Source organism: Bradyrhizobium sp. HKCCYLR20261 (genome assembly GCF_051168435.1).
GTDB lineage: Bacteria > Pseudomonadota > Alphaproteobacteria > Rhizobiales > Xanthobacteraceae > Bradyrhizobium.
In genome coordinates, this window is record NZ_JBNPUZ010000026.1 from 48,784 (window position 1) to 75,253 (window position 26,470).

Consider the following 26,470-nt stretch of genomic DNA (forward strand, 5'->3'; position numbering starts at 1 on the left):
GCATCATCGGCCGGGAGATGACGCACATGTACACGCATATTCTGCTGCCGACCGATGGCTCCGACCTGTCCCGGGCCGCGATCAAGCACGGCGTCGCGCTGGCCAAGGCGACCGGCGCGAAGGTCACCGCGCTGGTGGTGTCGACGCCGCTGCATTCCCTGGTCGTCGATCCGCACGCCGCGACCAAGGCGCTGGCGCAATACAAGTCGCTCGTGGCCGACCAGACCGCGAAATATCTCGACCACGTCAAGGATGATGCGGAGCAGGCGGGCGTCGCCTGCGCCACGCTGTGCGTCGAACACGACAAGCCCTATGAGGCGATCGTCGAGACCGCGCGCAACGAGAACTGCGACCTCGTGCTGATGGCCTCGCACGGCCTGCGCGGCGTCTCCGCCCTTCTCGGCAGCGAGACCCTGAAGGTGCTGACGCATTCGACCGTGCCGATCCTGGTCTATCGCTAGGCCGGTTGGGGCTCCGGTTGCTGGGCGATCGTGACGGCGGGCGAGACGAGGATGACGAGCGCCTGCAGGCCGAACACGGCGGCGGCGAGATAGAGGCAGGCGTCGGCGCCGTAATGGCCGCCGACGATGGCGCCGAGCAGCGAGCCCAGCGGGCGGGCGCCGTAGCTGAGGATGTTGATGGCCGAGACCCGCCCGAGCAGTCCGGCCGGCGTCACCGCCTGCCGCAAGGTGGTGGTCGAGATGACCCAGAGGATCGGCCCGGCGCCGAGCATGAAGAAGCTCAACGCCGCGAGATAAGGAGAAGGAACGAATGTCGTGAGCGCCATCACCAGCGCCGCGACGAAGCCGGTGACGGGGCCGAGCCCGATCACCGTGCCGAACGGCAGACGTCGCATGATCCGCGTCGCGAGCAGCGCCCCGCACACCATGCCGGCGCCGAACATCGACAGCACCGTGCCGACGCCGCCTGCGGACAGGCCAAGCCGGTGAACGGCGTAAGGGACGAACACGGCGAGCAGGAGGAAGTGCGCGGTGTTGAAGACGACCTGGGTGACGAACACCGGCCGCAGCAGGGGATGATGCAGCACGAACGCCGCGCCTTCGCGGATGTCGGCCAGGGGGTGGCGGCGCGGCATGGGGACGCGAGCGGGCTCGGCAATGCCTCCGAGGCAGAAGGCTGCGATCAGCGACAGCGCCGCGGCCGCGCCGAAGGCCAGCGCGCCGCCGATCCAGCCGACGAGCATGCCGCCGAGCGCCGGCCCGCAGGCAAAGGCGATGGTGCGGGCGAGTTCGATCCTTGCATTGGCGCGCGCGAGTTCGCTTGGCGGCACCAGGCTCGGCACCAGGGCCGGCGCGGCGACGCTGAACACCACCGTGCCGCAGACGGCTGCGAAGCCGAGCGCAGCCAGGAGCCACAGCGTGAGCATCCCGGCCGCGAAGGCCAGCAGGATCGCGAGCAGCGCAAGCGCGCGCATTGCCTCCGCCGCAGCCATCAGCCGCCGTCGCGGCATGCGGTCGGCGAGCAATCCGGCGGGAATGGCGAACAAAACGAACGGCGCCGTCAGCGCCGTCTGCAGCAGGCCGGTCTCACCCTCGCCGACACCGAGCGCCAGCACCGCGACGATCGGTGCGGCGGCAAGCGCGATCTGCTCGGCCGATTGCGCGGTGAGATTGGAGAAGGCGAGCCGATGAAAGCTGGCGGGCAAGCGGAGCGGGAGGGGCATGAGACAACCTGGCATGAGGAGGCCGTCATCATCCGCCGCAGGTCACCTCGCGCCCACCCGCTTTCCGATCAGCCCGCGCCGCGGTGTCAGACTCGCGCCGATCTAAGCCGCACTCGGTGCTTCCTCCAGGCCCCATTCCGGCGGCAGCGTCTTGAACGCGAGATGCGTGCCCGAGTTCAGCGGCGCCGTTTTGAAGCCGAACTTGTTCCAGGCCAGCGCCAGCGCGTGCTTGGTGTAAATCGAGATGTGCCCGTTGCGCGGCCCGACGTACCACCAGCCCATGCCCTGGGTGTCGAAATCGTCGGGCTGCGTCAGTGTCGAGTAGAACACGCCGCCCGGTTCGGCCACGCAGGCCGCAATGGCTCCGATCGTCGCCAGCGGATCGGGCACGTGCTCCAGCGTCTCGAAGCAGGTCACGAGGTCGAACTTCCCCTCGGGGCGCGCCGCGTGCTCCGGCACCATTGGGTCGTAGGTCACGGCCTCGCCGAAGCCGTGCGCGCGCAGGCCGGCGCAGAGGACATCATTGCCGCCGCCATAGTCGAGCACGCGCATGCCGGCCTTGTGCGGCCCCCAGAAGCGGGCAATGGCCGCAGCGTTGTCAGTCGGCCGCTTGATCCGATAGTCTGGATCCACCGCTTCATAGCCGTCGTTATAGATGTGGGTCCTGAACTGCTCGATGCTCCAGTCGTCGAATGCGTCCGTGAACAGAAATCCGCAATCGGCGCAGCGCCGGTAGTAGATCGGCACGCCCGACAGCGGCGCGTTGGGCACATGCGCGATCTGGCAGGGGCGGTTCATGTCGACCACGCCGAACAGATTGGCAGGACCGTCACAGATCTTGCAGGGCACGGGCGCGTTCGAGATGGGCCGGAGACCGAGTTGAGTAGACAGCATTTTGAATTCCGTGAATGGGGCGACGGCTCGCGCGGCGGCCATGGCTCTGCCTTCGACCAGAGACGAATCGGCATCAGCGGGCTGTCCCGATGATGAAGCGCGGCGCGAACTTTGCCAGCGTCGGCTGGCCGATCGGCCTCTGCAATCCGCTTTTGCAAATAAGTTGCATTAAAGGTCGGTTTCGTTCAGGATGATGTCATGGACGCAAAATCGTCAGACCTCTCGCAACTGCATGCCATGGTTCCCCCGGGTGACAGCCTGATGACGGGAGGTTGGCGCAACGAGCGGGGTGACCCGTCGCTCGGCGACATGTTCGCGTCCGTGCGGACTACCGCCAAGGGCTCGCTGTGGCGCAAGCTGATTGCGTTTCTAGGCCCCGGCTATCTGGTCGCGGTCGGCTACATGGACCCCGGCAATTGGGCAACGTCGCTCGCCGGTGGGGCCAAGTTCGGCTACATGCTGCTGTCCGTCGCCTTGCTGTCGAATTTGATGGCGATCGTGCTGCAGTCGTTGTGCACGAGGCTTGGCGTCGCCACTGGCCGCGATCTCGCCCAGGCGTGCCGGGATTCCACGCCTCGCTGGGTCTCGATCCCGCTGTGGCTGTCGGCCGAGATCGCCATCACGGCCACCGATCTCGCCGAGGTGATCGGCACGGCCATCGGTCTCAGCCTGCTGTTCGGGCTGCCGCTGTCGATCGGCGTCTGCGTCACCGCGCTTGATGTGTTTTTGATCCTCGCGCTGCAGGCCTTCGGCTTTCGCTGGATCGAGGCCTTCGTGGTCGCTCTGCTCGGCGTGATCGCGCTCTGCTTCGCGATCCAGATCGGGATGGCGCAGCCGGATTGGGCGGGGGTGATGAAGGGCTTCGTGCCGAGCAGCCAGCTGCTCGCCAATCCCGAGATGCTGTATCTGGCGCTCGGCATCCTCGGTGCGACCGTGATGCCGCACAATCTGTACCTCCATTCCGGCTTGGTGCAGACCCGCGGCTATGGCGACAGTCCGGCGGAGAAGCGTGAGGCGATCACGCTGTCGACGATCGACTCGACGGTGGCGCTGTGCCTCGCGCTCACCATCAACGCTTCGATCCTGATTCTCGCGGCGGCCACCTTCCACCGCACCGGCCAGCATGACGTCGCCGAGCTCGACCAGGCGCATTCCTTCCTGGCCCCGTTGCTGGGCTCGACGCTCGCGCCAACCTTGTTCGCCATCGCGCTGTTGTGCTGCGGCCTCAACTCGACGATCACCGCCACCTTGTCAGGCCAGATCGTGATGGAAGGCTTCCTGCAGTGGCGGATCGCGCCATGGCTGCGCCGGATGATCACCCGCATGATCGCGATCGTGCCGGCTGTCGTGGTGACGATCTGGGCCGGCGAGAAGGCCACGGGTCAGCTCCTGATCCTCAGTCAGGTCGTGCTCAGCCTGCAACTGCCCTTCGCCATCGTGCCGCTGGTGCTGATCACCGCGAGCCGCGCCAAGATGGGGCAGTTCGTGGCGCCGCGCTGGCTGACGGCCATCGCCGCGGTCATTGCGGCCGTCATCATCGCGCTCAATGCGAAGCTGGTGTGGGATCTGGCGACGGGATGATGAGAGGCGAATGGCGAACAAAGGGTAGCGAATAGGGAAACGGAATAGCTCTATTCGCCAATCGCTATTCGCCCGCTTTCACTCCTGCGGCTCCGGTGCGGTGCCGCCCTCGGCGTCGATGCGGAGCCAGCCCGCAGCCGCCAGCCGCTGCTGCGGCAGGTAGCGGCTCTTGTAGTCCATTTTCTTCGAGCCCTCGATCCAGTAGCCGAGATAGACGTAAGGCAGACCCTGCCGCCGGGCTCTGGCGATGTGATCGAGGATCATGAAGGTCCCGAGCGAGCGCGTCGTCTCGGATGGATCGAAGAACGAGTACACCATCGACAGCCCGTCGCTGAGCACGTCGGTGAGGGCCACGGCGATCAGCTCGCCGCCGCGGGCGTTCGGTCCGTTGCTCAGGTTGCGCTTGCGATATTCGATGATTCGCGTTTCGACGTGGCTGTCTTCCACCATCATGGCGTAGTCCAGCACCGTCATGTCGGCCATGCCGCCGTGGCGGTGACGCTGGTCGAGATAGCTGCGGAAGATCGAATATTGCTCGGAGGTCGGAACCGCGCTGCGCTGCTCGCCGACCAGATCGGAGTTGCGCGCGAGCACCTTGCGGAAGTTACGAGAGGGCCGAAATTCGTTGGCGATCACCCGCACCGACACGCAGGCGCGGCACTGGTCGCAGGCCGGCCGGTAGGCGATCGACTGGCTGCGGCGAAAGCCGCCATGGGTCAGGAGGTCGTTGAGATCGGTGGCCTTGTCGCCGACCAGATGCGTGAAAACCTTTCGCTCCTGCCGCCCGGGCAGATACGGGCAGGGCGATGGCGCAGTCAGGTAGAACTGCGGGGTATCACGCGAGTGCTGGGTCAAGGAACGTCGTGTGCCTCCGAGGCGATATCAGACAGAATTGCGCTCCGGAGACGACCGGTCAATCGCTTTTGATGCGACGTGCGATGTCTCACCACGTCCGTGCGGCCCCGGCGAGCTGGGCCCGCGCCGACGTGTTGATCACGACGGTGCCGAGCACGAAATCGTGCAGCAGCCGGCGGCGGCCATTGAACAGTCCGACCAGCAGGACGAACGGCGACAGCACCGACACCGAGATCCAGAAGCACACCGCGTGCACGGCACCGAGCACAAAGTAGCCCGGCGCGCCGTACCAGGTTCGTACCTCCAGATCCATGACCCGCATGCCGACCGTCGCCGAGTTCGGGCCGCCGATCGTGGCGCCGTAGTAGACGATCGCCCAGATCACGGAGGCCGGCGACACCAGCCAGAACAGCGCCCAGCCAAGCCCGAGCGTGACCACGCCGAACAAGGCGATGAAGATCACGGCCAGAATGACCGGGACGGACAGGACGAGCAGGTCGATCAGGAAGGCAATCGCCCGCCGTGTCAGCACGCCGCGGAACAGCTCCGGCTGCTGGTAGGGATCATAGGCGTGCGGTCTGATCCCGGCTCCGCCGCTGCTCCAGCCGCCATTGCCTGGGCCCGTATACGCCATGGTTGTCCCCTCCAGAACTGGCCAACAGGACATGGGAACAGCGCGCGCGCTTGCAAGGGGCAATCCTTGCAACGCGCGCGGCAAATTTCCGGCGTTTCAGCGACGCGTGTGGCGGGCGCGACCAGCGAAGCGGCTTCGAGCGCCGGCGGTCGAATTGCGACGGTCCAGGTCTCACCCCTGACGGCGCAGCCGCTCCGCCGCCTGCGGCGCGAAATAGGTGAGGACGCCATCGGCGCCGGCGCGCTTGAAGGCCAGCAGGCTCTCCATCATCGCCCGATCGCCGTCGATCCAGCCATTGTTCGCGGCTGCCGCGATCATCGCGTATTCGCCGGACACCTGATAGGCAAACGTCGGCATGCTGAAAGTGTCCTTCACACGCCTGACGACGTCGAGATAGGGCATGCCCGGCTTGACCATCACCATGTCCGCGCCTTCGGCGATGTCGAGCTCGACCTCGCGCAGCGCCTCGTCGGTGTTGGCGCTGTCCATCTGATAGGTGCGCTTGTCGCCGCTCAGCGTCTTGGCCGAGCCGATCGCGTCGCGGAACGGGCCGTAGAACGCGGAGGCGTATTTGGCCGCATAGGCCATGATCTGAACGTCGAGGAAGCCTGACTGGTCGAGCGCCTGGCGGATTGCGCCGACGCGGCCGTCCATCATGTCCGACGGCGCGATGATGTCGCAGCCGGCTTCGGCCTGGACGAGGGCCTGGCGGACCAGCACCGCGACGGTTTCGTCGTTGAGGATGCGGCCATCCCTGATCAGGCCGTCGTGTCCATGGCTGGTGAACGGGTCGAGCGCGACGTCGCAGAGAACGCCGATCTCCGGGAATTCCTTCTTGATCGCCTTCACGGCCTGGCAGACCAGGTTGTCCGGATTGCAGGCCTCGGACCCGTGCTCGTCGCGCAGCGATGGGTCGGTATAGGGGAACAGGGCGATGCAGGGGATGTCGAGCTTGGCCGCGCGCTCGGCGTCGCGCACGATCTCGTCGACGCTCAGCCGTTCCACGCCCGGCATCGAGACCACGGTGCTGCGGACGCGGTCGCCTGCCACGACGAACAGCGGCCAGATCAGGTCATTGGTGGTCAGAACGTTCTCGCGGACCAGTCGCCGCGCCCATTCGGCCTTGCGATTGCGACGCGGCCGGATGGTCAGATCGAGCGCCGGAGCGGAGGGATTGTGCGCGACATCGCGCAGTTCGATCGGGCGCCCGAATTTGATCGCCATGGGGTGCTGGCTCCTTGAGCTGGCCGGCGAGCCGGATTTTGATTTGTTGTAATTCGAACAATCTGTACCACTTTGCACGTCGCGCGTCACTTGACCTGACGCAAGCAGCCCGGTTGATTTCCGGCCCGGTTGGTTTCACGGTGCCGCCAGGCCAAGGAATCGCCATCCTTCCGGTCTTGAGAGGCCTCGATGATCCCCTTGACGACGTGCCAGTTCTGCTCGAGCGCCCATGCCTGAGATCCCCTCGGCGCGAGATCTGGCGCGCGACAACACCGCCATGTCGGTCGCGGCCCTCTCCTCGGACCGGCGCGAAAGCGACGACAATGTCTGGACGCGGCGTCTGGTGCTGTTCCTGCGCGTGATGGCGATGCTGTCCATCGCCAAGGGGCTCTATCACTGGGCCCAGGTTACGGGCTTCATCGGCGGCGAGGACGAGGCGTTCGAAAACCAGCCCATGGCCTGGCAGGCTGCGACCGTCTATTTCGCCGTGATCGAGCTCGTCGCCGCGGTCGGGCTGTGGCTGGCGACACCCTGGGGCGCCGTGGTGTGGCTGACCACCGTGGTCTCGATGGCGGTGATCGAGCTGATGTTCCCGGGCATCTATGGCGGCAACCTGCTGGTGGTCGCCGGCGAGGCGGTCATGCTGGCCGCGTATCTCGTGCTGGCCTGGATGGCGGCTCGCGAGCGGCCACCGTAGGTGGTGGGCTGCAATCCTTGCACGGCATAAATCTTTTCAGCGCGATGCAAGTAATGTTTCGAACACCTTAAGACCGCCTGCCACAGCTGTTACAGAGACCTTAGCGGCGCTACCCAGGCGTGTTTTGGAATGCGACAGGTGGATGAAACGAAGCGAGAACATGGCGTCTCCACCGTCAACGGACTCTTGCGAAACCCTCTGTAATTACTGAATTAAAAGACGATTCACTCTCCGCGATTCATTCTCTCTTTATGCTCTTATTTAAGGCGATCTTCAAAGCACGCCCCTTAAGTTCGCTCTATCAGACGGGACACAAGTTTCGTCGAATAAGTCGACAAAAACGACGACAGGGGAAGTGTCATGATGAAAGCCGTTGCGACGGCCGTGGAGACTGCTGCGCCCGGCCAGGGTGGCACCGTGCAGTCGCTGTATCTGGAAGCATTGACGCTGGTGGAGCGGCTGCATCGCCGTCTGCTCGACGTCATCAAGGACGAGTTCGACCGTCGCGGTCGTTCCGACATCAATTCGGTCCAGGCGCTGCTGCTCTATAACATCGGCGACAAGGAGTTGACCGCGGGCGAGCTGCGCACGCGCGGCTACTATCTCGGCTCCAACGTCTCCTACAATCTGAAGAAGCTGGTCGAGCTCGGTTTCCTCGATCACCAGCGCTCGCGCGTCGATCGCCGCTCGGTCCGCATCCGCCTGACCCCGCAGGGCCAGGAGATCCGCCGCATCGTCGACTCGCTGTATCAGAAGCACGTCAAGACCGTGGAGCAGGTCGGCGGCATCTCGAGCGAGGAGTTCTCCACGCTCAACAAGTCGCTGCATCGCCTCGAGCGGTTCTGGACCGACCAGATCCTGTATCGGCTCTGAGCTGATCTCACTTCGGCTGACCCGGCCTCCGACCCAAGAGAGCCAAGACCGGACAGTCGTCGATCCCTCGAGTTCGACCTCGCGTCGGCCCATGCGGGCCGGCGCTTTTTCTTTGTTTGCCCGATCATCATTCGCGATTGCGAGAAACCGACTGGAACCAATCCGGCCGCTCGGACTTGTCTCGTCCGGAGGTCGGCCAATGCTGCACGATCACGGAATGCAGGTCATGAACGTGGAACTGGTCAGCGACGCCTACGCGATCGCGGCCAACTATCTGCGTTTGTCGGGGGCCTTGCCCGACACGATCACGCCGGATGATCGTCTCGTCGACATCCTCGTGCAGCTGATCCACCGCGGAGAGTTCAACAAGCTCAGGCTCGCAAACAGGGCGATCTCGATGTTCGAGACGGCCCATGCGGCCTGACCATCAAGAGGGGATGATATGGAAGCCGCTATCGATCGCATCATGCACACCTACGACCTGCTCGCGAACCGCACCGCTGCGGCCAGCCAGGAAGCACGCCAGAAGGTGAGCGCCTACATCCAGACGCTGTTCGAAGCCGGCGAACGCGATCCGCATCGCCTCACGGTTTGCGGCCTGACCTATCTGCGCCAGCTCGACGGCCGCGTCGATCCGGTGAAGGCGGGCTACACCGGGCTTTGATGTCTTTGGCGCGAGGCCACTCGCGCCTCACGCTTGCCTCATGATACCGACAACCTGTATGAGACCGTCCGGTTTCATGCAGGTTGTTTGTTTTTGGGGGCAACGATGCGGTTGACGCCTTGGGTGAGTGCAGCAGTGATTTTGGCTGGCTCGTGTGCGCAATCGAATTGGTCGACGAGCTTAGCCGAGACGGTTGCTCCCCCGACCGTGACGAAAGCCTGGAAGGCGTTAGGAAGGGTCGGAGCCTGCGCAGAAACGACGATCACGAAAATCGCGGATCGGTCGGATGGCCCGCTTTCGCCCACCCCGTTCAAGTCCGGCGAGACGCTCGACAAGGACGGTGAGCCCATGATGGATCAGGGCACCTACGTGCAGTATCAGAACGGCGCCGAGCAGATCGACGCGGCGTGGAATGTCGGCGTGGCCCATTCCAAAATCGGTGATCCCGTGCGTCTCTGCACCGTCTTCAAGCCCAAGAAGTGTCCGCCCGGAGATGATCGGGGGAGAATTTACAAGGCGATCAACCTGCGGACCAACGAGACCTGGCAGATGTCGGAGAGCTGGCACTCCTGCGGTGGCGCCTGAACAGGGGCTTGCTCCCGCGGCCGTCCACCATATCTGGCGCAATTGTCCGGTTTGACCCGCAACCGCTTGGCCTGTCCCTTGGCCTGCCGCCGCCCGTATGGTACAGGGCAAGGGTCTTTTCCGACCGCCTTCACCGAACCGACCGCAAGCCACGTAAGGCTTTGCGGACGTGGAGATATTCGCCGATGACCGCTTCCAGCGCCAAGCCCGCTTCGTCCGTCGATTCCTTCTTCTCCGCCACCCTGGCCGAGGCCGATCCCGAGATCGCCGCCGCCATCAAGGGTGAGCTCGGTCGGCAACGGCACGAAATCGAGCTGATCGCCTCGGAAAACATCGTCAGCCGGGCGGTCCTGGAGGCCCAGGGCTCGGTGATGACCAACAAGTACGCCGAGGGCTATCCGGGCGCGCGCTATTACGGCGGCTGCGAATGGGTCGACGTCGCCGAGAATCTCGCGATCGACCGCGCCAAGAAGCTGTTCGGCGCCAATTTCGCCAACGTCCAGCCGAACTCCGGCAGCCAGATGAACCAGGCCGTGTTCCTGGCGCTCCTGCAGCCGGGCGACACCTTCATGGGCCTCGACCTCGCCGCGGGCGGCCATCTGACCCACGGCTCGCCGGTTAACATGTCCGGCAAGTGGTTCAAGGCCGCGCATTACACCGTGCGCCGCGACGATCATCTGATCGACATGGACGCGGTGGCGAAGCAGGCCGAAGAGGTCAAGCCGAAGCTGATCATCGCCGGCGGCAGCGCCTATTCGCGCCCGTGGGACTTCAAGCGCTTCCGCGAGATCGCCGACAGCGTCGGCGCGTATCTCCTCGTCGACATGGCGCACTTCGCCGGCCTCGTCGCTGGTGGCGTGCATGCCTCGCCGGTGCCGTATGCCCACATCACCACCACGACCACCCACAAGTCGCTGCGCGGCCCGCGCGGCGGCCTGATGCTGTGGAACGACGAGCAGTTCACCAAGAAGTTCAACTCGGCGATCTTCCCGGGCCTGCAGGGCGGTCCCTTGATGCACGTCATCGCCGCCAAGGCGGTGGCGTTCGCCGAGGCGCTGCGGCCGGAGTTCAAGACCTACGCGAAGAACATCGTCGAAAACGCCAAGGCGCTGGCGGAATCGCTGCGCGCCCAGGGCTTCGACATCGTGTCGGGCGGCACCGACAACCATCTGATGCTGGTCGACCTCCGGCCGAAGGGGCTGAAGGGCAACGTCTCGGAGAAGGCGCTGGTCCGCGCCGGCATCACCTGCAACAAGAACGGCATTCCGTTCGACCCGGAGAAGCCGTTCGTCACCTCGGGCCTGCGTCTCGGCACCCCGGCGGCGACCACCCGAGGCTTCGGCGTCGCTGAATTCCAGCAGGTCGGCAGCCTCATTGCCGAGGTGCTGAACGCGATCGCGCAAGGCCCTGACGGCAGCGCGCCGCTGGTGGAAGCCGCGGTCAAGGAGAAGGTGAAGGCGCTGACCGACCGCTTCCCCATCTATCAGTAAGGCGTAAGGCGACATGCGCTGCCCGAGCTGCAACAGCCTCGATACGCAGGTGAAGGACTCCCGCCCCACCGAGGATTCCTCGGTGATCCGGCGGCGGCGGGTCTGCGTCACCTGCAACTTCCGCTTCACGACCTTCGAGCGGGTGCAGCTGCGCGAACTGACCGTCATCAAGCGCAACGGCCGCCGCGTGCCGTTCGACCGCGACAAGCTGATGCGCTCGGTGCAGATCTCGCTGCGCAAGCGCTCGGTCGATCCGGAGCGCGTCGAGAAGATGGTGTCTGCGATCGTGCGCGAGCTCGAGAGCGGCGGTGAATCGGAAGTGTCCTCGGAGGCGATCGGCGAGATCGTGATGGAGCATCTGCGCGATCTCGACGACGTTGCCTATGTCCGCTTCGCCTCGGTGTACCGCAACTTTCGCGAGGCCAAGGACTTCGAGGCGGTGCTCGGCGAGCTCTCGGCGGAGGACGAAGCCCCGCGGCTGGCGCCGGTTCGCAAATGATCTTCCGGGTGCTGGTCGATCAGGTCGGCGAGAAGCTGAAGGCGCAGAAGGACGCCGACCGCCGCTTCATGCAGTTGGCGCTGACGCTCGGACGTCGCGGGCAGGGGCGGACATGGCCGAACCCGGCCGTCGGCGCCGTTGTTGTCAAGGATGGCGTGATCGTCGGCCGCGGCTGGACCCAGCCGGGCGGCCGGCCGCATGCCGAGCCGGAGGCGCTCCGGCGCGCCGGTGAGGCCGCCAAGGGCGCCACGCTCTACGTGACCTTGGAGCCGTGCTCGCATTTCGGCAAGTCGCCGCCCTGTGTCGATGCGGTGATCGCCGCCGGCATCAGTCGCGTTGTCTCGGCGATCGAGGATCCCAATCCGGAAGTCGCGGGGCAGGGGCACGCCAAGCTGCGTGCTGCCGGCATTCAGGTCGAGGTCGGCCTCTGTTCGGCGGACGCCAAGCGCGACCATGCCGGACATTTCCGCCGCATCCGCGATGCTCGGCCGCACGTGATCCTCAAGCTGGCCGTCTCGGCGGACGACAAGATCGCCGCCGCTGGCAACAAGCCGGTCGCGATTACCGGCGAAACGGCGCGGACGCGCGTGCATCTGTTGCGCGCGCAGAGCGACGCCATCCTGATCGGGGTGCGCACCGCGATCGCCGACGATCCGCTGCTGACCTGCCGCCTGCCGGGAATGGAGCCGCGCTCGCCCGTCCGCGTCGTGCTCGATCCGATGCTGCGGCTTCCGGCCAATAGCCGCCTGATGCAGTCCGCGCGGACGACGCCGCTCTGGCTCGTGGCCTCCGAGGTGGCGGAGCCGGCGACGGCGACACGGCTGGGCGCCGCCGGTGCCCAGGTGATCCGCGTGCCGCCGCAGGCCGACCCTTCCGCGCTGGAGCCGCCGGCCGTGGTCAAAGCGCTTGCGGAGAAGGGGATCACGCGCCTGATGATCGAAGGCGGCAGCCGCGTAGCATCTTCTTTCATGCAAAGCGGCTTGGTCGATGAAATCTGGCTCTTGCGCGGACCCAGCGAGATCGGCGCCGACGGCATTGCTGCGCTGGACGCATTGCCGCTGACCGCAATCACGCAGTCGCCCGCCTATCGCGTTCGTGCTAGCGAGACGCTCGATCCCGACATCCTCACGATTTACGAGCGCGTGTAATGTTCACCGGCATCGTCACCGACATCGGCGAGATCGTCAGCCTGACGCCGCGGACCGAGGGCAAGCTGCACCGGCTACGCATCGCCTGCAGCTACGACCAGTCCACGATCGCCGATGGCGCGTCGATCGCCAACAACGGCGTCTGCCTCACGGTTGTGCAGTCTGGCGTAGCCGACGGAAAGACATGGTTCGAGGTCGACGCCGCCGCGGAGACGCTGGCGCTGACCACCGCCAAGCATTGGCGCGTCGGGACCAAGCTCAATCTCGAGCGGGCGCTGAAGATCGGCGACGAGCTCGGCGGCCATATCGTCTCCGGCCATGTCGACGGCATCGCCACCATCGTCAGCCGCGAGAACCTGCCGGACATGGCGCGCTTCGTGTTCAAGACGAGCCGCGAGCTGGCGCGCTTCATCGCCACCAAGGGCTCGATCACCCTCGATGGCGTCTCGCTCACGGTCAACACCGTGGACGAGCTGACCTTTTCGGTCCTGATCATTCCGCATACGCTTGCAGTGACCACGCTGTCATCCTGGCAGACGGGCAGCGAGGTCAATATCGAGGTCGACCTGATGGCGCGCTATGCGGCACGCCTCACGGAAATGAAGTAGCCTCGAGCCGAGGCTTTCCGTCTTGGCTTTGTCGGCGCTCGCGCCTACAAGGCCAGCCCTCATGGCGAGACGGCGCTGCTGCGCCGGTTCGCAGCATGAGTTGATTTCATCTTGCCCTTCGCGACGCGGCCGAGTGGCCGCTCCCTTGAGGGGTGAGGCAGCTTGAAGACAATGGAAACAGAACCATGGCAGACGCACGGCGCGCGCCGCTGAAAGACCAGACCGACATCACCGGCGCCCGGGCGCTGATCGTGGAAGCGCGCTTCTACGACGACATCCAGGACGCCATGCTGGAGGGCGCTACCGCCGAGCTGAAAGCGGCCGGTGTGAGCTATGACGTCCTCACCGTCACCGGCTCGCTGGAGATCCCAGCAACCATTGCGATCGCGCTGGACGCGGCCGCGAAGAACGGCAAGCCCTATGATCTCGCGATCGCGCTCGGCTGCGTGATCCGCGGCGACACCATCCATTTCGAGATCGTCTCGCAGGAGTCGTCGCGGGCGCTGATGGACCTGTCGGTGGCGCGCGGCCTGCCGCTCGGCAACGGCATCCTCACGGTGAACAATGAGGACCAGGCCTGGGCGCGCGCTCGCGTCTCGGAGATGAACAAGGGCGGCGATGCCGCCCGCGCCGCGCTCGCCGTGCTGCGCATCAAACGCCGTCTGTCGCGAGGCTGAGATGGCGGAGAACAAACCCTTCAGGGGCCCGATCCGCGCCAACACCGACCGCAAGGCCAACCGCCGCGGCGCCGCCCGTCTCGCCGCCGTGCAGGCGCTCTACCAGATGGATATTGCCGGCGCCGGCATCAACGACGTGCTGGCCGAGTTCGAGAGCCACTGGCTCGGCAACGAGGTCGAGGGCGAACAGTATCTCCCCGCTGAAGCCGCGTTCTTCCGCGACATCGTCTCCGGCGTGGTGCGCGACCAGACCAAGCTCGACCCCGTGCTGGACACGGCGCTGGAGCGGGGCTGGCCGCTGCAGCGGATCGACGCCATCCTGCGCGCCGTGCTGCGCGCCGGCGCTTATGAGCTGGAGCGGCGCAAGGACGTGCCGGCCAAGGTCGTCGTGTCCGAATATGTCGACATCGCCCACGCCTTCGTCGAGCGCGACGAGACCGGCATGGTCAACGCCGTGCTGGAGCAACTCGCCCGGCAGTATCGCGGCGACGAGATGGGGCCGAAGTAGGTGAGGCGGGCCGGCGCAACAGTTTTGCGGACCGGCACCCTGCCAGCGTGTTCACTCCGCTGTCATCACCCGCGAAAGCGGGTGATCCAGTATTCCAGAAACGCCTCGAGGATACGGAGAGGCCGCGGCGTACTGGATCGCCCGGTCGAGCCGGGCGATGACAACGGTGGATGGAGTGGGCGCCAATGACCCAAGCGCCCTCCGGCGAAGACTCGCTGATTGCCCGCTATTTCAAGCCGCTTGCCACGGACCCCGGCGCCTTCGGCCTCGTCGATGACGCCGCCGCCATCCCTGCCGGCGCCGACGACCTCGTCGTCAACACCGACGCCATCGTCGAGGGCGTGCACTATCTCCCAGACGATCCTCCGGACACCATCGCGCGCAAAGCCTTGCGCGTGAACCTGTCCGATCTCGCCGCCAAGGGCGCGACCCCTGCTGGCTTTCTGCTGACCCTCGCATTGCGGCAGAAGGACGAGATCTGGCTCGCCGCGTTCGCCCGTGGCCTCGGCGAGGATGCGGCCGCCTTCGGCTGCCCGCTGCTCGGCGGCGACACTGTCTCGACGCCCGGACCCGTCATGATCTCTGTGACCGCCTGGGGCCGGCTCCCCAAGAGCCGTATGGTGCACCGCTTCGGCGCCCGTCCCGGCGACCGGGTCGTGGTCACGGGCGCCATCGGCGACGCCACGCTCGGGCTTCGTATCCTTACTGGCAAAATAGACACAACCGCGCTGGCCCATGATCCCGCTGCGCGGGACATGCTGATCGGCCGCTATCGCGTGCCGCAGCCGCGAAGCACGCTTGCAACCGCCTTGCGGGACTACGCGACGGCGTCCATGGACGTGTCCGATGGGTTTGCCGGCGACCTGACCAAGCTTTGTGCTGCCTCTCATGTGAGCGCCGACATCCAGCTGTCACAAGTTCCGATCTCATCAGCTGCGAGCAAGCTTGTTGCTGCGGGAGCGGTTCAACTGAAAACTCTGATCTCCGGCGGCGACGACTACGAGATCCTCTGCACTGTTCCCGCAGCGCAATGCGACGCCTACCGCGCTGCAGCCAACAGCGCCGGCATCGCCGTCGCCGACATCGGCGCCATTGTCGAGGGCCCGCAAGCGCCGCGCTTCCTTGACGCTCAGGGCCGTCCAGTCAGCTTGCAACGGCTGTCCTACAGCCACTTCTGACACCTATTCGCAACCGCACAGTGCGACCAAAGAAGCGTCTGAATTTGGAGCGGTTCAGGCGTCGCGGCGTTGCGTCATCATGGCGATTTTGGCAAGCTTCACCGCGTTCGAGGCGGCTCCGCCCGGAGCGGCCTGACAAGGGGGCGTGCGTCGCACCATCGCGGCGTGACGTAGTTCAAAAAAGCAAAGAGCCGAGGAAACTAAATGTCAGCTTTATGGGTGATCGTGCTCTGCGGAGCGCTGTCGATCGTCTATGCGATCTGGGCCACGCAATCTGTGCTCAGCGCCGACGCCGGCAATGCGCGCATGCAGGAAATCGCGGCGGCCGTGGCCGAAGGCGCACAGGCCTATCTTCGCCGCCAATACACGACGATCGGAATCGTCGGCGTCGTGATCTTCGTGCTCCTTGCTTATTTCCTCGGCATGCTCGTCGCCGTCGGCTTTGCGATCGGCGCGATCCTCTCCGGCGCCGCCGGCTTCATCGGCATGAATGTCTCTGTGCGCGCCAACGTGCGCACCGCGCAGGCGGCGACCACCTCGCTTGCCGGCGGTCTCGAGCTCGCTTTCAAGGCCGGCGCCATCACCGGTCTGCTGGTGGCGGGTCTGGCGCTGCTCGGCGTCACCATCTACTTCGGAATCCTCACCGGCTTCATGAAGCTCGCGCCCGACAGCCGCACCGTGATCGACGCGCTGGTCGCGCTCGGCTTCGGCGCCTCGCTGATCTCGATCTTCGCCCGTCTCGGCGGCGGCATCTTCACCAAGGGCGCCGACGTCGGCGGTGACCTCGTCGGCAAGGTCGAAGCCGGCATCCCCGAGGACGATCCGCGCAACCCGGCGACCATCGCCGACAACGTCGGCGACAATGTTGGTGACTGCGCCGGCATGGCCGCGGACCTGTTCGAGACCTATGCGGTGACCGCCGTCGCCACCATGGTGCTGGCCGCGATTTTCTTCGCCAAATCGTCGCTGCTGACCAACATGATGACCCTGCCGCTCGCCATCGGCGGCATCTGCATCATCACCTCGATCGCCGGCACCTTCTTCGTGAAGCTCGGCGCCAGCCAGTCGATCATGGGCGCGCTCTACAAGGGCCTGATCGCGACCGGCGTGCTGTCGCTCGCTGGCCTCGCCATCGCGATTGCCTGGCTGATCGGCTTCGGCAAGCTCGACGGTGTCGACTACACCGGCACGGCGCTGTTCGTCTGCGGCGTCGTCGGTCTCGTCGTGACCGGCCTGATCATCTGGATCACCGAGTACTACACCGGTACCGACTTCCGCCCGGTCAAGTCGATCGCGGCGGCCTCGGTCACCGGTCACGGCACCAACGTCATCCAGGGTCTCGCCATCTCGATGGAAGCGACTGCGCTGCCCGCGCTCGTCATCATCGCCGGCATCCTGGTCACCTACAGCCTCGCCGGTCTGTTCGGTATCGCGATCGCGACCACCACGATGCTGGCGCTGGCCGGCATGATCGTCGCGCTCGACGCCTTCGGTCCGGTCACGGACAACGCCGGCGGCATCGCCGAGATGGCCGGTCTGCCCAAGGAGGTCCGCAAGTCGACCGACGCGCTCGACGCCGTCGGCAACACCACCAAGGCCGTCACCAAGGGCTACGCGATCGGCTCCGCCGGTCTCGGCGCGCTGGTGCTGTTCGCGGCCTATAACCAGGACCTGCAGTTCTTCATCGCCGACTCCGCCAAGCATCCGTACTTCGCGGGCATCAAGCCGGACTTCTCGCTGAACAACCCTTACGTCGTGGTCGGCCTGCTGTTCGGCGGCCTGCTGCCGTATCTGTTCGGCGCGATGGGCATGACCGCGGTCGGCCGCGCCGCCGGCGCGATCGTGGAAGAAGTGCGCCGTCAGTTCCGCGAGAAGCCGGGCATCATGCAGGGCACCGACAAGCCGGACTACGGCAAGGCCGTCGACCTGCTCACCAAGGCAGCGATCAAGGAGATGATCATCCCCTCGCTGCTGCCGGTGCTGTCACCGATCGTCGTCTACTTCCTGATCTACGCGATCGCGGGCGGCGGCGCGGCCGGCAAGTCGGCGGCGTTCTCCGCCGTCGGCGCCATGCTGCTCGGCGTCATCGTCACCGGTCTGTTCGTCGCGATCTCGATGACCTCCGGCGGCGGCGCCTGGGACAACGCCAAGAAGTACATCGAGGACGGCCATTTCGGCGGCAAGGGCTCGGACGCCCACAAGTCGGCGGTCACCGGTGACACCGTCGGCGATCCCTACAAGGACACGGCAGGCCCCGCCGTGAACCCGATGATCAAGATCACCAACATCGTCGCCCTGCTGCTGCTGGCGATCCTGGCGCACTGAGCTGCAGAACGGCTCCGACAACTAAAGACCCCGCGGTGCGAGCCGCGGGGTTTTTGATTTCTGGCTGATGCACGTGGCGTCGGCTGAAACGGGACAGAGCGTAGCTGGTGCCTACCTTGGCGACGTGACCCTTTCCGCGCCGTCATTCCGGGGCATTCGCGCGCAAAATGGCGCAGCCATTTTGAAGCAGCGCGAATGAGCCCGGAATCCATAACCCCAGGCCGCCGTGAGTTGAAGACGAGCGCCACGCATATCCGAGCCTTGCAAAGACCGGTCGTGGCGATGGGTTCCGGGCTCGTGCCTGCCGACAAAATGGCTGCGCCATTTCGCCGTCAAGCACGCCCCGGAACGACGAGGAGGAGAGGGCGCGGAGCCAAGTTCGGGATGACGTTGCAGAGGTGGCGTCTTTGCAAAAACGTCCGCCGATGAGGCGTCCTACTCCGCCGCGTTCTGCCGCACCCGATAATTCTGCAGCATGCTCTGCGCCATGCGCGGCTGCATCGCCGTGAAGCTCGCCAGGTGCTGGTCGAGCTGCGGGCGCGCGCTGCCGCTGACATGGGCCTGCATGAACAGCAAGGTCGTCGTGGTGACCCAGGACAGATCGAGCGCCTTGGCGAGCACCAGCAACTGATCCGGCTGCTTGCGCGCGAAGGCGCGTTCGACGACGTCGAGCGGCAGCTTGCACATCAGGGACAGCGCCAGGGTGACCTTGTCGAAGCTGCCTTCCTTGGCGAAGCCGTGCAGTTGCGCCTCGTGCAGCTGGCCGGTGGCATGCAATTGCTCGACATAGGCCTTGGCGTTGGCAAAATCGGTCGAGCGCGTTCGCGCCGCGGCCTGCAGATGGCCGGACGCCTGGGCGACCGCGAGCTCGACGATTTCTGCGCGGGCGCTGTCAGCCGACGCGAGTTGATTGCGGACGGCATCCGAGGCTTCGACGAACAGCCGTACCAGCACTTCGCGCGGACTGTCGGGGCGGCTCCACAGCTTCATCGCCAGCCCCGGATCGTCGGAGGCCTTCGCCACCAGGCCGGAGAAACCGTGATCGGAGAAGCGGGCGCCATCATTGTTGGCGGTGTTCGACACCACGGCCTGGTCGCCGCGATCGACCAACACGTCGGTAACCGCCTCGGTCAGGATCTTGCGGCCCGAGATCGCCAGCAGATGTTCCTGACTGCTTCTCTGCGCGGTGGCGACCAGCGTCTGCTCGTCGAGCCGGTCGCTCTGGCGCAGCACGGGCCCGGCGACCGCGATCGTCTCGTCGCTGGCCAGCAAATTGATCAGGCGCGGCGGCGCATCGGGCAGCGCCGCGAGGCGGCTGCCGAGTTGCGCCCGTGCGGCGATGGCGACGTTGTCGAGCAGCTTGAACAGCACGTGGTCGAACAGGTCGACATGCTCTTCGGTAAACTTGCCGGAGCCCACCACGAACAGGTCGGTGACGCGGTCGATGATCTCCGAGCGCCGCGACACGTAGCGGCTGGCGAGGATGTCTTCGAGCTGATGCAGGACTTTGTTAGGCAAGGCGCGGCTCATGCGATGGATCTCGCCGTGGCCTGCCCACCGGGGATCGGATCGGCCTCCAGGGGTGGGGGCGACCCGGCATCCGCTGACGGTATCTCAAAACCAGATCAAAGACACGCGGCGACCATCTATCGCATCATCTCGCTTAAGGTGCCGTTACACCACGCGCCTTACCTTTATACTCTTCGGGGCCGGCATCACTGCACATCCATCTGCAGCCCTTCCTTCTGGATGATCGAGGCGAATTTCGCGGTCTCGGCCTGCACGAACTCGCCGAACTGCTGCGGTGTGCCGTAATCGCCCCGTGCGCCCATCGCCGCGATATTCTTGCGGATGTCCTCGCGCTCCAGCAGCGCCTTGACCTGCAAATTGAGGGCATTGACGATCTCGGGCGGGCAGGCCTTGGGCAGGAACACGCCGAACCAGGACGAGACATCGAACTTGGCCAGCTCCGGCGCGCTCTCGCGCATGGTTGGCAGCTCGGGCGCGTTGGCGCTGCGTTCCGGCGTGGTCACGCACAGCCCGGTCAGCTTGCCGTCCTGGATCTGCGGCAGCGACGGAAACAGATTGTCGAACAGGATCTGGACGTCGCCGGCGAGCGCGGCCTGCAGCGCAGGACCAGCGCCGCGGAACGGGATGTGCGTCATCTTCAGGCCGGTGAGCTGCAGGAACCAGGCGCCGGTGAGATGCGGGCTCTGGCCGACCCCGGAGGAGGCATAGTTCAGCTTGTCGGGATTGGCCTTGAGATAGGCGATCAGCTCGGGAATCGACTTGATCCCGGTCGAGGGATGCGCGGAGACGATGTTGGGGATGCGGATCATGTTGGACACCGCCTGCAGCTGATCCGGCTTGTAGGCGAGGTTGCGGAAGATCGAATAGGCGATCGCGTTGGGTCCGGGATTGCCGATCAGGATCGTATAGCCGTCGCCCTTGGTGTTGCGCGCGACCTCGGCGGTGCCGATCGTCCCGCCGCCGCCCGAGCGATTCTCGACCACGGCCGATTGCCCCCACGCGGTCTGCAGATGCGCGGCCAGCAGGCGGCCCATCACGTCGGTGCTGCCGCCCGGCGCGGCCGGCACGATCAGTTTCACCGTCTCGGTGGGCCGCCAGTCGGCGAGGCTCGTGCGCGGCAGAAGGGCGGCGGCCGAGAGCGCGGCGGCGCCGGACAATAGCTTGCGGCGCGACAGCGCGATGCGATGGGTCAATGATTCCTCCCGGGCTTCTGTTTTGCGGGAGGGTAGGGACGATTGCGCCGCCAGAGCAAGCGCAGGCATGCGACATCGGCTGCGCCAATCAGCGCAGCGGGGACGATTCCTGCCGTGCCCCGAAATCATACTCCGGGACGCGGCGATGAGGTCATGATCAGTTGAAGCTGAGCAGCTTGAACAGCGGCGTCAGGTAGCTGAGCTCCTGGCCCGAGGTCGGCGTGGTGCGGCTGACGAAGTCGAAGATCTTGCCGTCCTTCATGCCGTAATTGGCGAGCCGGCGGACCTGGCGGTTCTTGTCGAAATAGATCGCGATGACGCGCTGATCGACGACCTTCTGGTTCATGAAGGCGACCGGGCGTTCGGCGCGCTGCGAGATGTAATAGAACACTTCGCCATCCAGCGTCGCGACGGTCGATGGCGTGCCCATCACGATCAGCACCTGGTCCTGGCTCGCCCCGATCGGGATCTGCTCGAGCGCGCCGGGCGGCATGATGTAGCCCTTCTGGAACTGCTCGCCCGTGCAGGCGGCGAGCGCCAGGCCCATCAGCGCGATCGCGCCAAGAGTAAGCGCACGGGTGCGCAGACGGGGGCTCAGGCCGCGGGAGAGCAGGCGGGCAGTCGTTCGCATTGTCTGGGTCATCTTCTTAAGATCGGATCCCGTCCCCTTGCGTCGGGCAGGGCGTTGACGTACCGGGCAAAGTCGCGGATTGCAACATGCCCCCGAGCAAGCTCGGAACTCTCAGCCGCGGAATCCTCATGCTCTGGCCATTCAACCGTTTCAGGAAGTCCGGACCGTCCCCGCGCGGGACCATCGAGCCGATCTATGGCATGATCGTGGCGCAAACCCGAGAGCCGTTGTTTTATAGGCACTTAAATGTCCCCGACACGGTCGATGGACGGCTCGATCTGCTGATTCTGCACCTCTGGCTGGTGCTCCGCAGGCTGCGCGGGGTGGGGACCGAGCTGTCGCAGGCGCTGTTCGACCGGTTCTGCGACGACATGGACGACAATCTCCGCGAGATGGGGGTCGGCGACCTCACCGTGCCCAAGCGCATGCAGAAGTTCGGCGAGGCATTTTATGGCCGCACCGCCGCCTATGACCTGGCCTGGTCCGAGAGCGAGGCCCGGCTGGCGGAGGCGCTGCAGAAGAATATCTTGAACGGAGACCATCCGGACAGCGCGGCAGGGCTTGCCGCCTATGCAGGCCGGGTCGCAGCACAGCTCGCTGGCCTCGACGACGCCAAGCTGCTCGGCGCGGCCTGGCGCTTCCCGCGACCGGTTCAGCAGGACTGACGACATGAGCAGAGACAGAGACGCATCCCGCGAGCCGGGACGAGATCCCTCGAAGGATCCGTGGCGGGCACCGCCCGTGATCGTGGCGCAGATCCCGGACGCCGGGCTGCATCGCGAGATCGAGGCCGACGCGGCCACCCGGCGTGCGCTGGCCGAGATCGGCGAACTGCGCGAGGTGCTGTCGGCGCATGCCTCGTTCGACGTGAAGCAGAAGCGCGATGGCAAGGTGCATGTCGAGGGGCGGGTGCGCGCTCGTATCGGCCAGACCTGCGTGGTCACGCTCGATCCGATCGAGACCGAGATCGACGAGCCGATCGACCAGATGTTCGCGCCGCCGGACCAGATTCCGGAGCTCGCGGATTTCGTCGAGGACGATCCGAACAGCGAGGTCGACACCGCCGACCCGCCGGAGCCGATCATGGGCGGCCAGATCGACCTCGGCCGGCTCGCCGCCGACGCGCTGTTCCTCGGGATCGATCCCTATCCGCGCAAGCCGGGCGCCATGTTCGAGCCGCCGGCGGCGGCCGTCGCCCCGGAGGACCACCCGTTCGCGGCGCTGAAGGCGTTGAAAACGTCAGCGGGAGCAACGCCGATCGGGACGCCCGCGAAGAAAACGGATGAGGATTGATGTCCGAATGTGCAGGCCGGCCACGCGCCCGCGCTGCCACAAAGCCTTCCGAAATCGCTTCAAGTGACTGATTTCGATAGGGAACACTGTCGGCCTCCCGCCCTCCGCCAGGTCGCGCGGTTGCAAAATGCCACGCGCCCGGGAGGTTGTTTCGACACGGAGAGACGCTATTGTCGCGCCGGGCCGGGGTGCGACAAACCGCGCTGCCGGCCTCGGGCCCGTTCCCTGGCCGCGCAGTGCCACCAAGAACGACCGCCAACACGGCCGAACGAGACGCGGCCAAGACGAGATCAAGCTCGAGATCAGGTTTCCGGGACGTCATGCCTCAAAAGGTTCGAATCGCGCTGGACGCCATGGGCGGGGATTTCGGCGCGGCCGTCGTCATCCCCGGAGCCGCGATCGCGCTGAGCCGCCATCCGGACACCGAATTCCTGCTGTTCGGCGACAGCGCCAAGATCGCGGCCGAACTCGACCGGCATCCGCGCCTGAAGGCGGTGTCGCGCGTCATTCACACTGATGTCGCCATCAGCATGGAGGACAAGCCGAGCCAGGCGCTGCGGCGGGGCCGCAAGACCTCGTCGATGTGGCTCGCCATCGAAGCCGTCAAGAAGGGCGAGGCCGACGTCGCGGTCTCCGCCGGCAACACCGGCGCGCTGGTGGCGATGGCCCGCTTCTGCCTGCGCACGCTGGATGGCATCGACCGTCCGGCACTGGCGGCGATCTGGCCGACCACGCGCGGCGAATCGGTCGTGCTCGACCTCGGCGCGACCATCGGCGGCGATGCCCACCACCTCGTCGCGCTCTCGGTGATGGGCAGCGCGCTGGCGAGCGTGCTGTTCAACAAGCCGAAACCGACCGTCGGCCTCCTCAATATCGGCGTCGAGGAGATGAAGGGCCATGAGGAGATCCGCGAGGCGGCCGAGCAGCTGCGCGCGATGAACCTGCCGCAGCTCGACTATATCGGCTTCGTCGAGGGCGACGGCATCGGCAAGGGCGCCGCCGACGTGGTCGTGACCGAGGGCTTCAGCGGCAACATCGCGTTGAAGGCCGCCGAGGGCACGGCACGCCAGGTCACCGAATTCCTGCGCGGCGCGATCCAGGCCAGCGTCATGGCCCGGATCGGCTATCTGTTCGCCCGCGGCGCCTTCGCCGCGCTGCGCGCCCGGCTCGATCCGCGCCGCTCCAACGGCAGCGTGGTGCTCGGGCTCAAGGGCATCGTCGTCAAGAGCCATGGTGGAACCGATGCCGAGGGCTTTGCCTCGGCCGTCAGGGTTGGCTATGAGATGGCCCGCTGCGATCTCCTGACCAAGATCAATCAAACACTCAATCGCGACGGCGGAGCGTTCGCCTCCGCACCCGTCGCCCAGGAGGCTGTCTCGTGACAATACGTTCGGTCGTGCTCGGCTGTGGCTCCTATCTTCCGCAGCGGGTCGTGACCAATGCCGAGTTGGCAAGCCGCATCGAGACCTCGGACGAATGGATCGTTCAGCGCACCGGGATCCGGGAGCGCCATGTCGCAGCCGACGGCGAATTCACCTCTCACCTCGCGATCAATGCCGCGCGTGCCGCGCTTGCCGCCGCCGATGTCGATCCACAGTCGATCGACCTGATCGTGCTGGGCACCTCGACGCCGGACAACACCTTTCCCGCCACGGCCGTTGCCGTGCAGAACGGGCTCGGTATCCATCATGGCGCGGCGTTCGACCTGCAGGCGGTGTGCTCCGGCTTCGTCTTTGCGCTCGCGACCGCCGACAATTTCCTGCGCAGCGGCGCGTTCAAGCGGGCGCTGGTGATCGGCGCCGAGACCTTCTCGCGCATCCTCGACTGGAACGACCGCACCACCTGCGTGCTGTTTGGCGACGGCGCCGGCGCGCTGGTGCTGGATGCCCAGCAGCAGGACGGCACGTCAGCGGACCGCGGCGTGCTGACCACGCATCTGCGCTCGGACGGCCGCCACAAGGCCAAGCTTTATGTCGATGGCGGCCCGTCGTCGACCCAGACGGTGGGCCATCTGCGCATGGAAGGCCGCGAGGTGTTCAAGCACGCCGTCGGCATGATCACCGACGTCATCGTCGACGCCTTTGAGGCCACCGGCCAGTCCGCCCAGACCATCGACTGGTTCGTGCCGCACCAAGCCAACAAGCGAATCATCGACGCCTCCGCGCATAAACTGCACATCGCGCCTGAAAAGGTGGTGCTGACGGTCGACCGGCACGGCAATACCTCGGCTGCCTCGATCCCGCTGGCGCTCGACGTGGCGGTCAAGGACGGCCGGATCAAGAAGGGCGACCTGGTTCTCCTGGAGGCGATGGGCGGCGGCTTCACCTGGGGCTCGGCCCTGGTGCGCTGGTAAGCTTGCCGCAGGGCGGGATTTTATCGACTTAACCGCCACACTTGGCTTCACGCTGCTGTTGACCAAGGCGGCTTAACCTCTTAATTTCCGGGCCGAATTATTCGCCGAGAGTTTGGGGCAGGCGATGGCGGGAACCGGAAAAACAGTCACACGCGTCGATCTGTGCGAGGCGGTCTACCAGAAGGTGGGCCTGTCGCGGACGGAGTCGTCCGCCTTCGTCGAGCTGGTCTTGAAGGAGATCACCGATTGTCTCGAGCGGGGCGAGACGGTCAAGCTGTCGTCATTCGGGTCGTTCATGGTGCGCAAGAAGGGTCAGCGCATCGGACGCAATCCCAAGACCGGCACCGAGGTGCCGATCTCGCCGCGGCGGGTGATGGTGTTCAAGCCGTCCGCGATCCTGAAGCAGCGCATCAACGGCCAGCAGTCCAACGGCAAGATGAACGGCGAGGCGGCTCCCTCGGAGCTTTCCGCCGAGACCGAGTAGCCGCGGACGATCGCGGCCGAAAGCGTGGCCTGACCCGAGCGGTCGGCCGGATCAGTCTCATTGTCAGCGTAGCCTAGCGTCACATCTTGTCAGCACGATCGAAGGGGAACGGGCATTTGGACAAGGCGCCGGATGCGTTTCGGACGATCAGCGAGGTCGCGCAGGAGCTCGACATCCCGCAGCACGTGCTGCGGTTTTGGGAGACCCGGTTCGCCCAGATCAAGCCGATGAAGCGAAGCGGGGGCCGGCGCTATTACCGGCCCGACGACGTCGATTTGCTCAAGGGCATCCGCCGTCTGCTCTACAGCGAAGGCTACACGATCAAGGGCGTGCAGCGCATCCTGAAGGAGCACGGCGTCAAGTCGGTCCAGGGGCTCGCGGATACCTCCGCGGCCGTCTCCTTCGGCGCTCTCGAGGAAACCCTCGGCCAGGCGATGATGGAGGAGGAGCCGATCGGCGAGGCCGAGGTCGAATCGGAGGATGAAGAGGAGGAGGCTTCCGAGGAGGAGGGCATCGACTTCCGCTTCGTCGACACCGAGGACGACATCCTCGACACCTTCCGCGTCGGTCCGCCCACCCGCGCCGGTATGAAGCCGGAGGAGCGCGAAAAGCTCGAAGTCGTGCTCAAGGACCTGCTCGACTGCCGCGCGCTGCTCGACCGGGCGATGAAGGAGGTTTGAGGGGCGGCTGCCCCTCAAAAAAGCAGGCCTGTCGATCCTGGCATCCATTTGCCAATGCAGATCCGAGCCGGGCGCCGCGAGTCGGCTGCGCTCCCTCCCCTTGCGGGGCTACCGTATTCACACATCGATGTTGAATACGGGAAGAACGTCTGATTCCCTGTCAGTCTCTTGCGGAAGGAGGC

29 protein-coding genes are annotated in these 26,470 nt (G+C 65.7%); 21 read left to right on the plus strand and 8 right to left on the minus strand.

Annotated elements, in window-relative coordinates:
- The first annotated feature begins 26 nt into the window (after window positions 1-26).
- Window positions 27-461, plus strand: coding sequence for a universal stress protein (locus ACQR1L_RS33290; protein WP_434862139.1), 435 nt, complete (start codon window positions 27-29; stop codon window positions 459-461).
- Here the strand turns inward: ACQR1L_RS33290 and ACQR1L_RS33295 are convergent.
- Together ACQR1L_RS33295 and ACQR1L_RS33300 are read right to left on the minus strand one after the other, a co-directional pair.
- Complete coding sequence (locus ACQR1L_RS33295) at window positions 458-1,684, minus strand: MFS transporter (protein ID WP_434862140.1); 1,227 nt, start codon at window positions 1,682-1,684, stop codon at window positions 458-460. The two genes, ACQR1L_RS33290 and ACQR1L_RS33295, sit on opposite strands and share 4 nt — an antisense overlap.
- A gap of 102 nt (window positions 1,685-1,786) precedes the next feature.
- On the minus strand, window positions 1,787-2,578 hold the full coding sequence (locus tag ACQR1L_RS33300) for a class I SAM-dependent methyltransferase (RefSeq protein WP_434862141.1): 792 nt from the start codon (window positions 2,576-2,578) through the stop codon (window positions 1,787-1,789).
- Window positions 2,579-2,776: 198 nt separating this feature from the next.
- Between ACQR1L_RS33300 and ACQR1L_RS33305 the strand changes: the two genes are divergently transcribed.
- Complete coding sequence (locus tag ACQR1L_RS33305; RefSeq protein WP_434862142.1) at window positions 2,777-4,159, plus strand: Nramp family divalent metal transporter; 1,383 nt, start codon at window positions 2,777-2,779, stop codon at window positions 4,157-4,159.
- Between the two features lie 78 nt (window positions 4,160-4,237).
- On the opposite strand, the gene ACQR1L_RS33310 is transcribed toward ACQR1L_RS33305, so the two are convergent.
- The 3 genes from ACQR1L_RS33310 to hemB form a co-directional block, all read right to left on the minus strand.
- The gene (locus tag ACQR1L_RS33310; protein WP_434862143.1) at window positions 4,238-5,014 is read right to left on the minus strand and encodes an arginyltransferase; all 777 of its coding nucleotides are present in this window, start codon (window positions 5,012-5,014) and stop codon (window positions 4,238-4,240) included.
- A gap of 88 nt (window positions 5,015-5,102) precedes the next feature.
- Window positions 5,103-5,648, minus strand: a complete 546-nt coding sequence (locus ACQR1L_RS33315) for an RDD family protein (RefSeq protein WP_434862144.1) — start codon at window positions 5,646-5,648, stop codon at window positions 5,103-5,105.
- 171 nt (window positions 5,649-5,819) lie between these two features.
- Window positions 5,820-6,872: a porphobilinogen synthase gene (gene hemB / locus ACQR1L_RS33320; protein WP_434862145.1), complete on the minus strand. Its 1,053-nt coding sequence runs from the start codon at window positions 6,870-6,872 to the stop codon at window positions 5,820-5,822.
- A 229-nt stretch (window positions 6,873-7,101) separates the two neighbouring features.
- Here hemB and ACQR1L_RS33325 point away from each other — a divergent pair, with 229 nt between their 5' ends.
- The 13 genes from ACQR1L_RS33325 (at window position 7,102) to ACQR1L_RS33385 (ending at window position 18,124) form a co-directional block, all read left to right on the plus strand.
- On the plus strand, window positions 7,102-7,569 hold the full coding sequence (locus tag ACQR1L_RS33325; protein WP_434862146.1) for a DUF6163 family protein: 468 nt from the start codon (window positions 7,102-7,104) through the stop codon (window positions 7,567-7,569).
- A gap of 360 nt (window positions 7,570-7,929) precedes the next feature.
- Window positions 7,930-8,442 (plus strand): transcriptional regulator LdtR, encoded by a 513-nt coding sequence (gene ldtR / locus ACQR1L_RS33330; RefSeq protein ID WP_008962376.1) that lies wholly within the window; start codon window positions 7,930-7,932, stop codon window positions 8,440-8,442.
- 199 nt (window positions 8,443-8,641) lie between these two features.
- On the plus strand, window positions 8,642-8,866 hold the full coding sequence (locus tag ACQR1L_RS33335) for a hypothetical protein (RefSeq protein WP_434862147.1): 225 nt from the start codon (window positions 8,642-8,644) through the stop codon (window positions 8,864-8,866).
- Between the two features lie 18 nt (window positions 8,867-8,884).
- Complete coding sequence (locus ACQR1L_RS33340) at window positions 8,885-9,106, plus strand: hypothetical protein (protein WP_434862148.1); 222 nt, start codon at window positions 8,885-8,887, stop codon at window positions 9,104-9,106.
- A 123-nt stretch (window positions 9,107-9,229) separates the two neighbouring features.
- Window positions 9,230-9,691 (plus strand): hypothetical protein, encoded by a 462-nt coding sequence (locus ACQR1L_RS33345; protein ID WP_434862149.1) that lies wholly within the window; start codon window positions 9,230-9,232, stop codon window positions 9,689-9,691.
- Window positions 9,692-9,876: 185 nt separating this feature from the next.
- Window positions 9,877-11,181 (plus strand): serine hydroxymethyltransferase, encoded by a 1,305-nt coding sequence (glyA, locus tag ACQR1L_RS33350; RefSeq protein WP_434862150.1) that lies wholly within the window; start codon window positions 9,877-9,879, stop codon window positions 11,179-11,181.
- A 13-nt stretch (window positions 11,182-11,194) separates the two neighbouring features.
- The gene (gene nrdR / locus ACQR1L_RS33355; protein WP_006612773.1) at window positions 11,195-11,680 is read left to right on the plus strand and encodes a transcriptional regulator NrdR; all 486 of its coding nucleotides are present in this window, start codon (window positions 11,195-11,197) and stop codon (window positions 11,678-11,680) included.
- The gene (gene ribD, locus ACQR1L_RS33360) at window positions 11,677-12,828 is read left to right on the plus strand and encodes a bifunctional diaminohydroxyphosphoribosylaminopyrimidine deaminase/5-amino-6-(5-phosphoribosylamino)uracil reductase RibD (protein ID WP_434862151.1); all 1,152 of its coding nucleotides are present in this window, start codon (window positions 11,677-11,679) and stop codon (window positions 12,826-12,828) included. Before nrdR ends, ribD begins: the two co-directional genes overlap by 4 nt.
- Window positions 12,828-13,436, plus strand: a complete 609-nt coding sequence (locus tag ACQR1L_RS33365) for a riboflavin synthase (RefSeq protein ID WP_434862152.1) — start codon at window positions 12,828-12,830, stop codon at window positions 13,434-13,436. Before ribD ends, ACQR1L_RS33365 begins: the two co-directional genes overlap by 1 nt.
- Before the next feature lie 185 nt (window positions 13,437-13,621).
- Complete coding sequence (gene ribH / locus ACQR1L_RS33370; protein ID WP_434862153.1) at window positions 13,622-14,113, plus strand: 6,7-dimethyl-8-ribityllumazine synthase; 492 nt, start codon at window positions 13,622-13,624, stop codon at window positions 14,111-14,113.
- A gap of 1 nt (window position 14,114) precedes the next feature.
- Window positions 14,115-14,621 carry a transcription antitermination factor NusB gene (gene nusB, locus ACQR1L_RS33375; RefSeq protein ID WP_434862154.1) on the plus strand — a complete coding sequence of 169 codons (507 nt, stop codon included), beginning with the start codon at window positions 14,115-14,117 and terminating at the stop codon, window positions 14,619-14,621.
- Between the two features lie 185 nt (window positions 14,622-14,806).
- A complete protein-coding gene (gene thiL / locus ACQR1L_RS33380; protein WP_434862155.1) occupies window positions 14,807-15,799 on the plus strand; it encodes a thiamine-phosphate kinase in 993 nt (330 codons plus the stop codon).
- Window positions 15,800-16,003: 204 nt separating this feature from the next.
- Complete coding sequence (locus ACQR1L_RS33385; RefSeq protein ID WP_434862156.1) at window positions 16,004-18,124, plus strand: sodium-translocating pyrophosphatase; 2,121 nt, start codon at window positions 16,004-16,006, stop codon at window positions 18,122-18,124.
- A gap of 435 nt (window positions 18,125-18,559) precedes the next feature.
- Here ACQR1L_RS33385 and ACQR1L_RS33390 read toward each other — a convergent pair whose 3' ends face one another.
- The 3 genes from ACQR1L_RS33390 to ACQR1L_RS33400 all read right to left on the minus strand — a co-directional run bounded on the left by ACQR1L_RS33390 (window position 18,560) and on the right by ACQR1L_RS33400 (window position 21,490).
- Window positions 18,560-19,642 carry a DUF2336 domain-containing protein gene (locus tag ACQR1L_RS33390; RefSeq protein WP_434862157.1) on the minus strand — a complete coding sequence of 361 codons (1,083 nt, stop codon included), beginning with the start codon at window positions 19,640-19,642 and terminating at the stop codon, window positions 18,560-18,562.
- Window positions 19,643-19,839: 197 nt separating this feature from the next.
- A complete protein-coding gene (locus ACQR1L_RS33395; protein WP_434862158.1) occupies window positions 19,840-20,847 on the minus strand; it encodes a Bug family tripartite tricarboxylate transporter substrate binding protein in 1,008 nt (335 codons plus the stop codon).
- Window positions 20,848-21,004: 157 nt separating this feature from the next.
- Entirely contained in the window at window positions 21,005-21,490 is a 486-nt protein-coding gene (locus tag ACQR1L_RS33400; RefSeq protein WP_434862159.1) for an outer membrane protein assembly factor BamE, read from the minus strand.
- Window positions 21,491-21,606: 116 nt separating this feature from the next.
- Between ACQR1L_RS33400 and ACQR1L_RS33405 the strand changes: the two genes are divergently transcribed.
- The 6 genes from ACQR1L_RS33405 (at window position 21,607) to ACQR1L_RS33430 (ending at window position 26,288) form a co-directional block, all read left to right on the plus strand.
- On the plus strand, window positions 21,607-22,143 hold the full coding sequence (locus ACQR1L_RS33405; RefSeq protein ID WP_434862160.1) for a ubiquinol-cytochrome C chaperone family protein: 537 nt from the start codon (window positions 21,607-21,609) through the stop codon (window positions 22,141-22,143).
- Window positions 22,144-22,147: 4 nt separating this feature from the next.
- Complete coding sequence (locus ACQR1L_RS33410; protein WP_434862161.1) at window positions 22,148-22,771, plus strand: YceD family protein; 624 nt, start codon at window positions 22,148-22,150, stop codon at window positions 22,769-22,771.
- 320 nt (window positions 22,772-23,091) lie between these two features.
- Window positions 23,092-24,153, plus strand: coding sequence for a phosphate acyltransferase PlsX (plsX, locus tag ACQR1L_RS33415; protein WP_434862162.1), 1,062 nt, complete (start codon window positions 23,092-23,094; stop codon window positions 24,151-24,153).
- Window positions 24,150-25,124: a beta-ketoacyl-ACP synthase III gene (locus tag ACQR1L_RS33420; RefSeq protein ID WP_434862163.1), complete on the plus strand. Its 975-nt coding sequence runs from the start codon at window positions 24,150-24,152 to the stop codon at window positions 25,122-25,124. The genes plsX and ACQR1L_RS33420 overlap by 4 nt, the downstream gene beginning before the upstream one ends.
- A gap of 124 nt (window positions 25,125-25,248) precedes the next feature.
- Entirely contained in the window at window positions 25,249-25,608 is a 360-nt protein-coding gene (locus tag ACQR1L_RS33425) for an integration host factor subunit alpha (protein WP_434862164.1), read from the plus strand.
- A 116-nt stretch (window positions 25,609-25,724) separates the two neighbouring features.
- A complete protein-coding gene (locus ACQR1L_RS33430) occupies window positions 25,725-26,288 on the plus strand; it encodes a MerR family transcriptional regulator (RefSeq protein ID WP_434862165.1) in 564 nt (187 codons plus the stop codon).
- The last annotated feature ends 182 nt before the right edge of the window (window positions 26,289-26,470 follow it).

What these genes read in the sequence shown, in the direction of transcription:
- ACQR1L_RS33325 (WP_434862146.1), top strand. Translation starts at nt 7,102, where the DNA reads ATGCCTGAGATCCCCTCGGCGCGAGATCTGGCGCGCGACAACACCGCC.
- ACQR1L_RS33290 (WP_434862139.1), top strand. Translation starts at nt 27, where the DNA reads ATGTACACGCATATTCTGCTGCCGACCGATGGCTCCGACCTGTCCCGG.
- thiL (WP_434862155.1), top strand. Translation starts at nt 14,807, where the DNA reads ATGACCCAAGCGCCCTCCGGCGAAGACTCGCTGATTGCCCGCTATTTC.
- ACQR1L_RS33365 (WP_434862152.1), top strand. Translation starts at nt 12,828, where the DNA reads ATGTTCACCGGCATCGTCACCGACATCGGCGAGATCGTCAGCCTGACG.
- ACQR1L_RS33425 (WP_434862164.1), top strand. Translation starts at nt 25,249, where the DNA reads ATGGCGGGAACCGGAAAAACAGTCACACGCGTCGATCTGTGCGAGGCG.
- plsX (WP_434862162.1), top strand. Translation starts at nt 23,092, where the DNA reads ATGCCTCAAAAGGTTCGAATCGCGCTGGACGCCATGGGCGGGGATTTC.
- ACQR1L_RS33400 (WP_434862159.1), bottom strand. Translation starts at nt 21,490, where the DNA reads ATGACCCAGACAATGCGAACGACTGCCCGCCTGCTCTCCCGCGGCCTG.
- ribH (WP_434862153.1), top strand. Translation starts at nt 13,622, where the DNA reads ATGGCAGACGCACGGCGCGCGCCGCTGAAAGACCAGACCGACATCACC.
- ACQR1L_RS33405 (WP_434862160.1), top strand. Translation starts at nt 21,607, where the DNA reads ATGCTCTGGCCATTCAACCGTTTCAGGAAGTCCGGACCGTCCCCGCGC.
- hemB (WP_434862145.1), bottom strand. Translation starts at nt 6,872, where the DNA reads ATGGCGATCAAATTCGGGCGCCCGATCGAACTGCGCGATGTCGCGCAC.
- ACQR1L_RS33410 (WP_434862161.1), top strand. Translation starts at nt 22,148, where the DNA reads ATGAGCAGAGACAGAGACGCATCCCGCGAGCCGGGACGAGATCCCTCG.
- ACQR1L_RS33305 (WP_434862142.1), top strand. Translation starts at nt 2,777, where the DNA reads ATGGACGCAAAATCGTCAGACCTCTCGCAACTGCATGCCATGGTTCCC.
- glyA (WP_434862150.1), top strand. Translation starts at nt 9,877, where the DNA reads ATGACCGCTTCCAGCGCCAAGCCCGCTTCGTCCGTCGATTCCTTCTTC.
- ldtR (WP_008962376.1), top strand. Translation starts at nt 7,930, where the DNA reads ATGATGAAAGCCGTTGCGACGGCCGTGGAGACTGCTGCGCCCGGCCAG.
- ACQR1L_RS33340 (WP_434862148.1), top strand. Translation starts at nt 8,885, where the DNA reads ATGGAAGCCGCTATCGATCGCATCATGCACACCTACGACCTGCTCGCG.
- nrdR (WP_006612773.1), top strand. Translation starts at nt 11,195, where the DNA reads ATGCGCTGCCCGAGCTGCAACAGCCTCGATACGCAGGTGAAGGACTCC.
- ACQR1L_RS33315 (WP_434862144.1), bottom strand. Translation starts at nt 5,648, where the DNA reads ATGGCGTATACGGGCCCAGGCAATGGCGGCTGGAGCAGCGGCGGAGCC.
- ACQR1L_RS33300 (WP_434862141.1), bottom strand. Translation starts at nt 2,578, where the DNA reads ATGCTGTCTACTCAACTCGGTCTCCGGCCCATCTCGAACGCGCCCGTG.
- ribD (WP_434862151.1), top strand. Translation starts at nt 11,677, where the DNA reads ATGATCTTCCGGGTGCTGGTCGATCAGGTCGGCGAGAAGCTGAAGGCG.
- ACQR1L_RS33385 (WP_434862156.1), top strand. Translation starts at nt 16,004, where the DNA reads ATGTCAGCTTTATGGGTGATCGTGCTCTGCGGAGCGCTGTCGATCGTC.
- nusB (WP_434862154.1), top strand. Translation starts at nt 14,115, where the DNA reads ATGGCGGAGAACAAACCCTTCAGGGGCCCGATCCGCGCCAACACCGAC.
- ACQR1L_RS33295 (WP_434862140.1), bottom strand. Translation starts at nt 1,684, where the DNA reads ATGCCCCTCCCGCTCCGCTTGCCCGCCAGCTTTCATCGGCTCGCCTTC.
- ACQR1L_RS33335 (WP_434862147.1), top strand. Translation starts at nt 8,642, where the DNA reads ATGCTGCACGATCACGGAATGCAGGTCATGAACGTGGAACTGGTCAGC.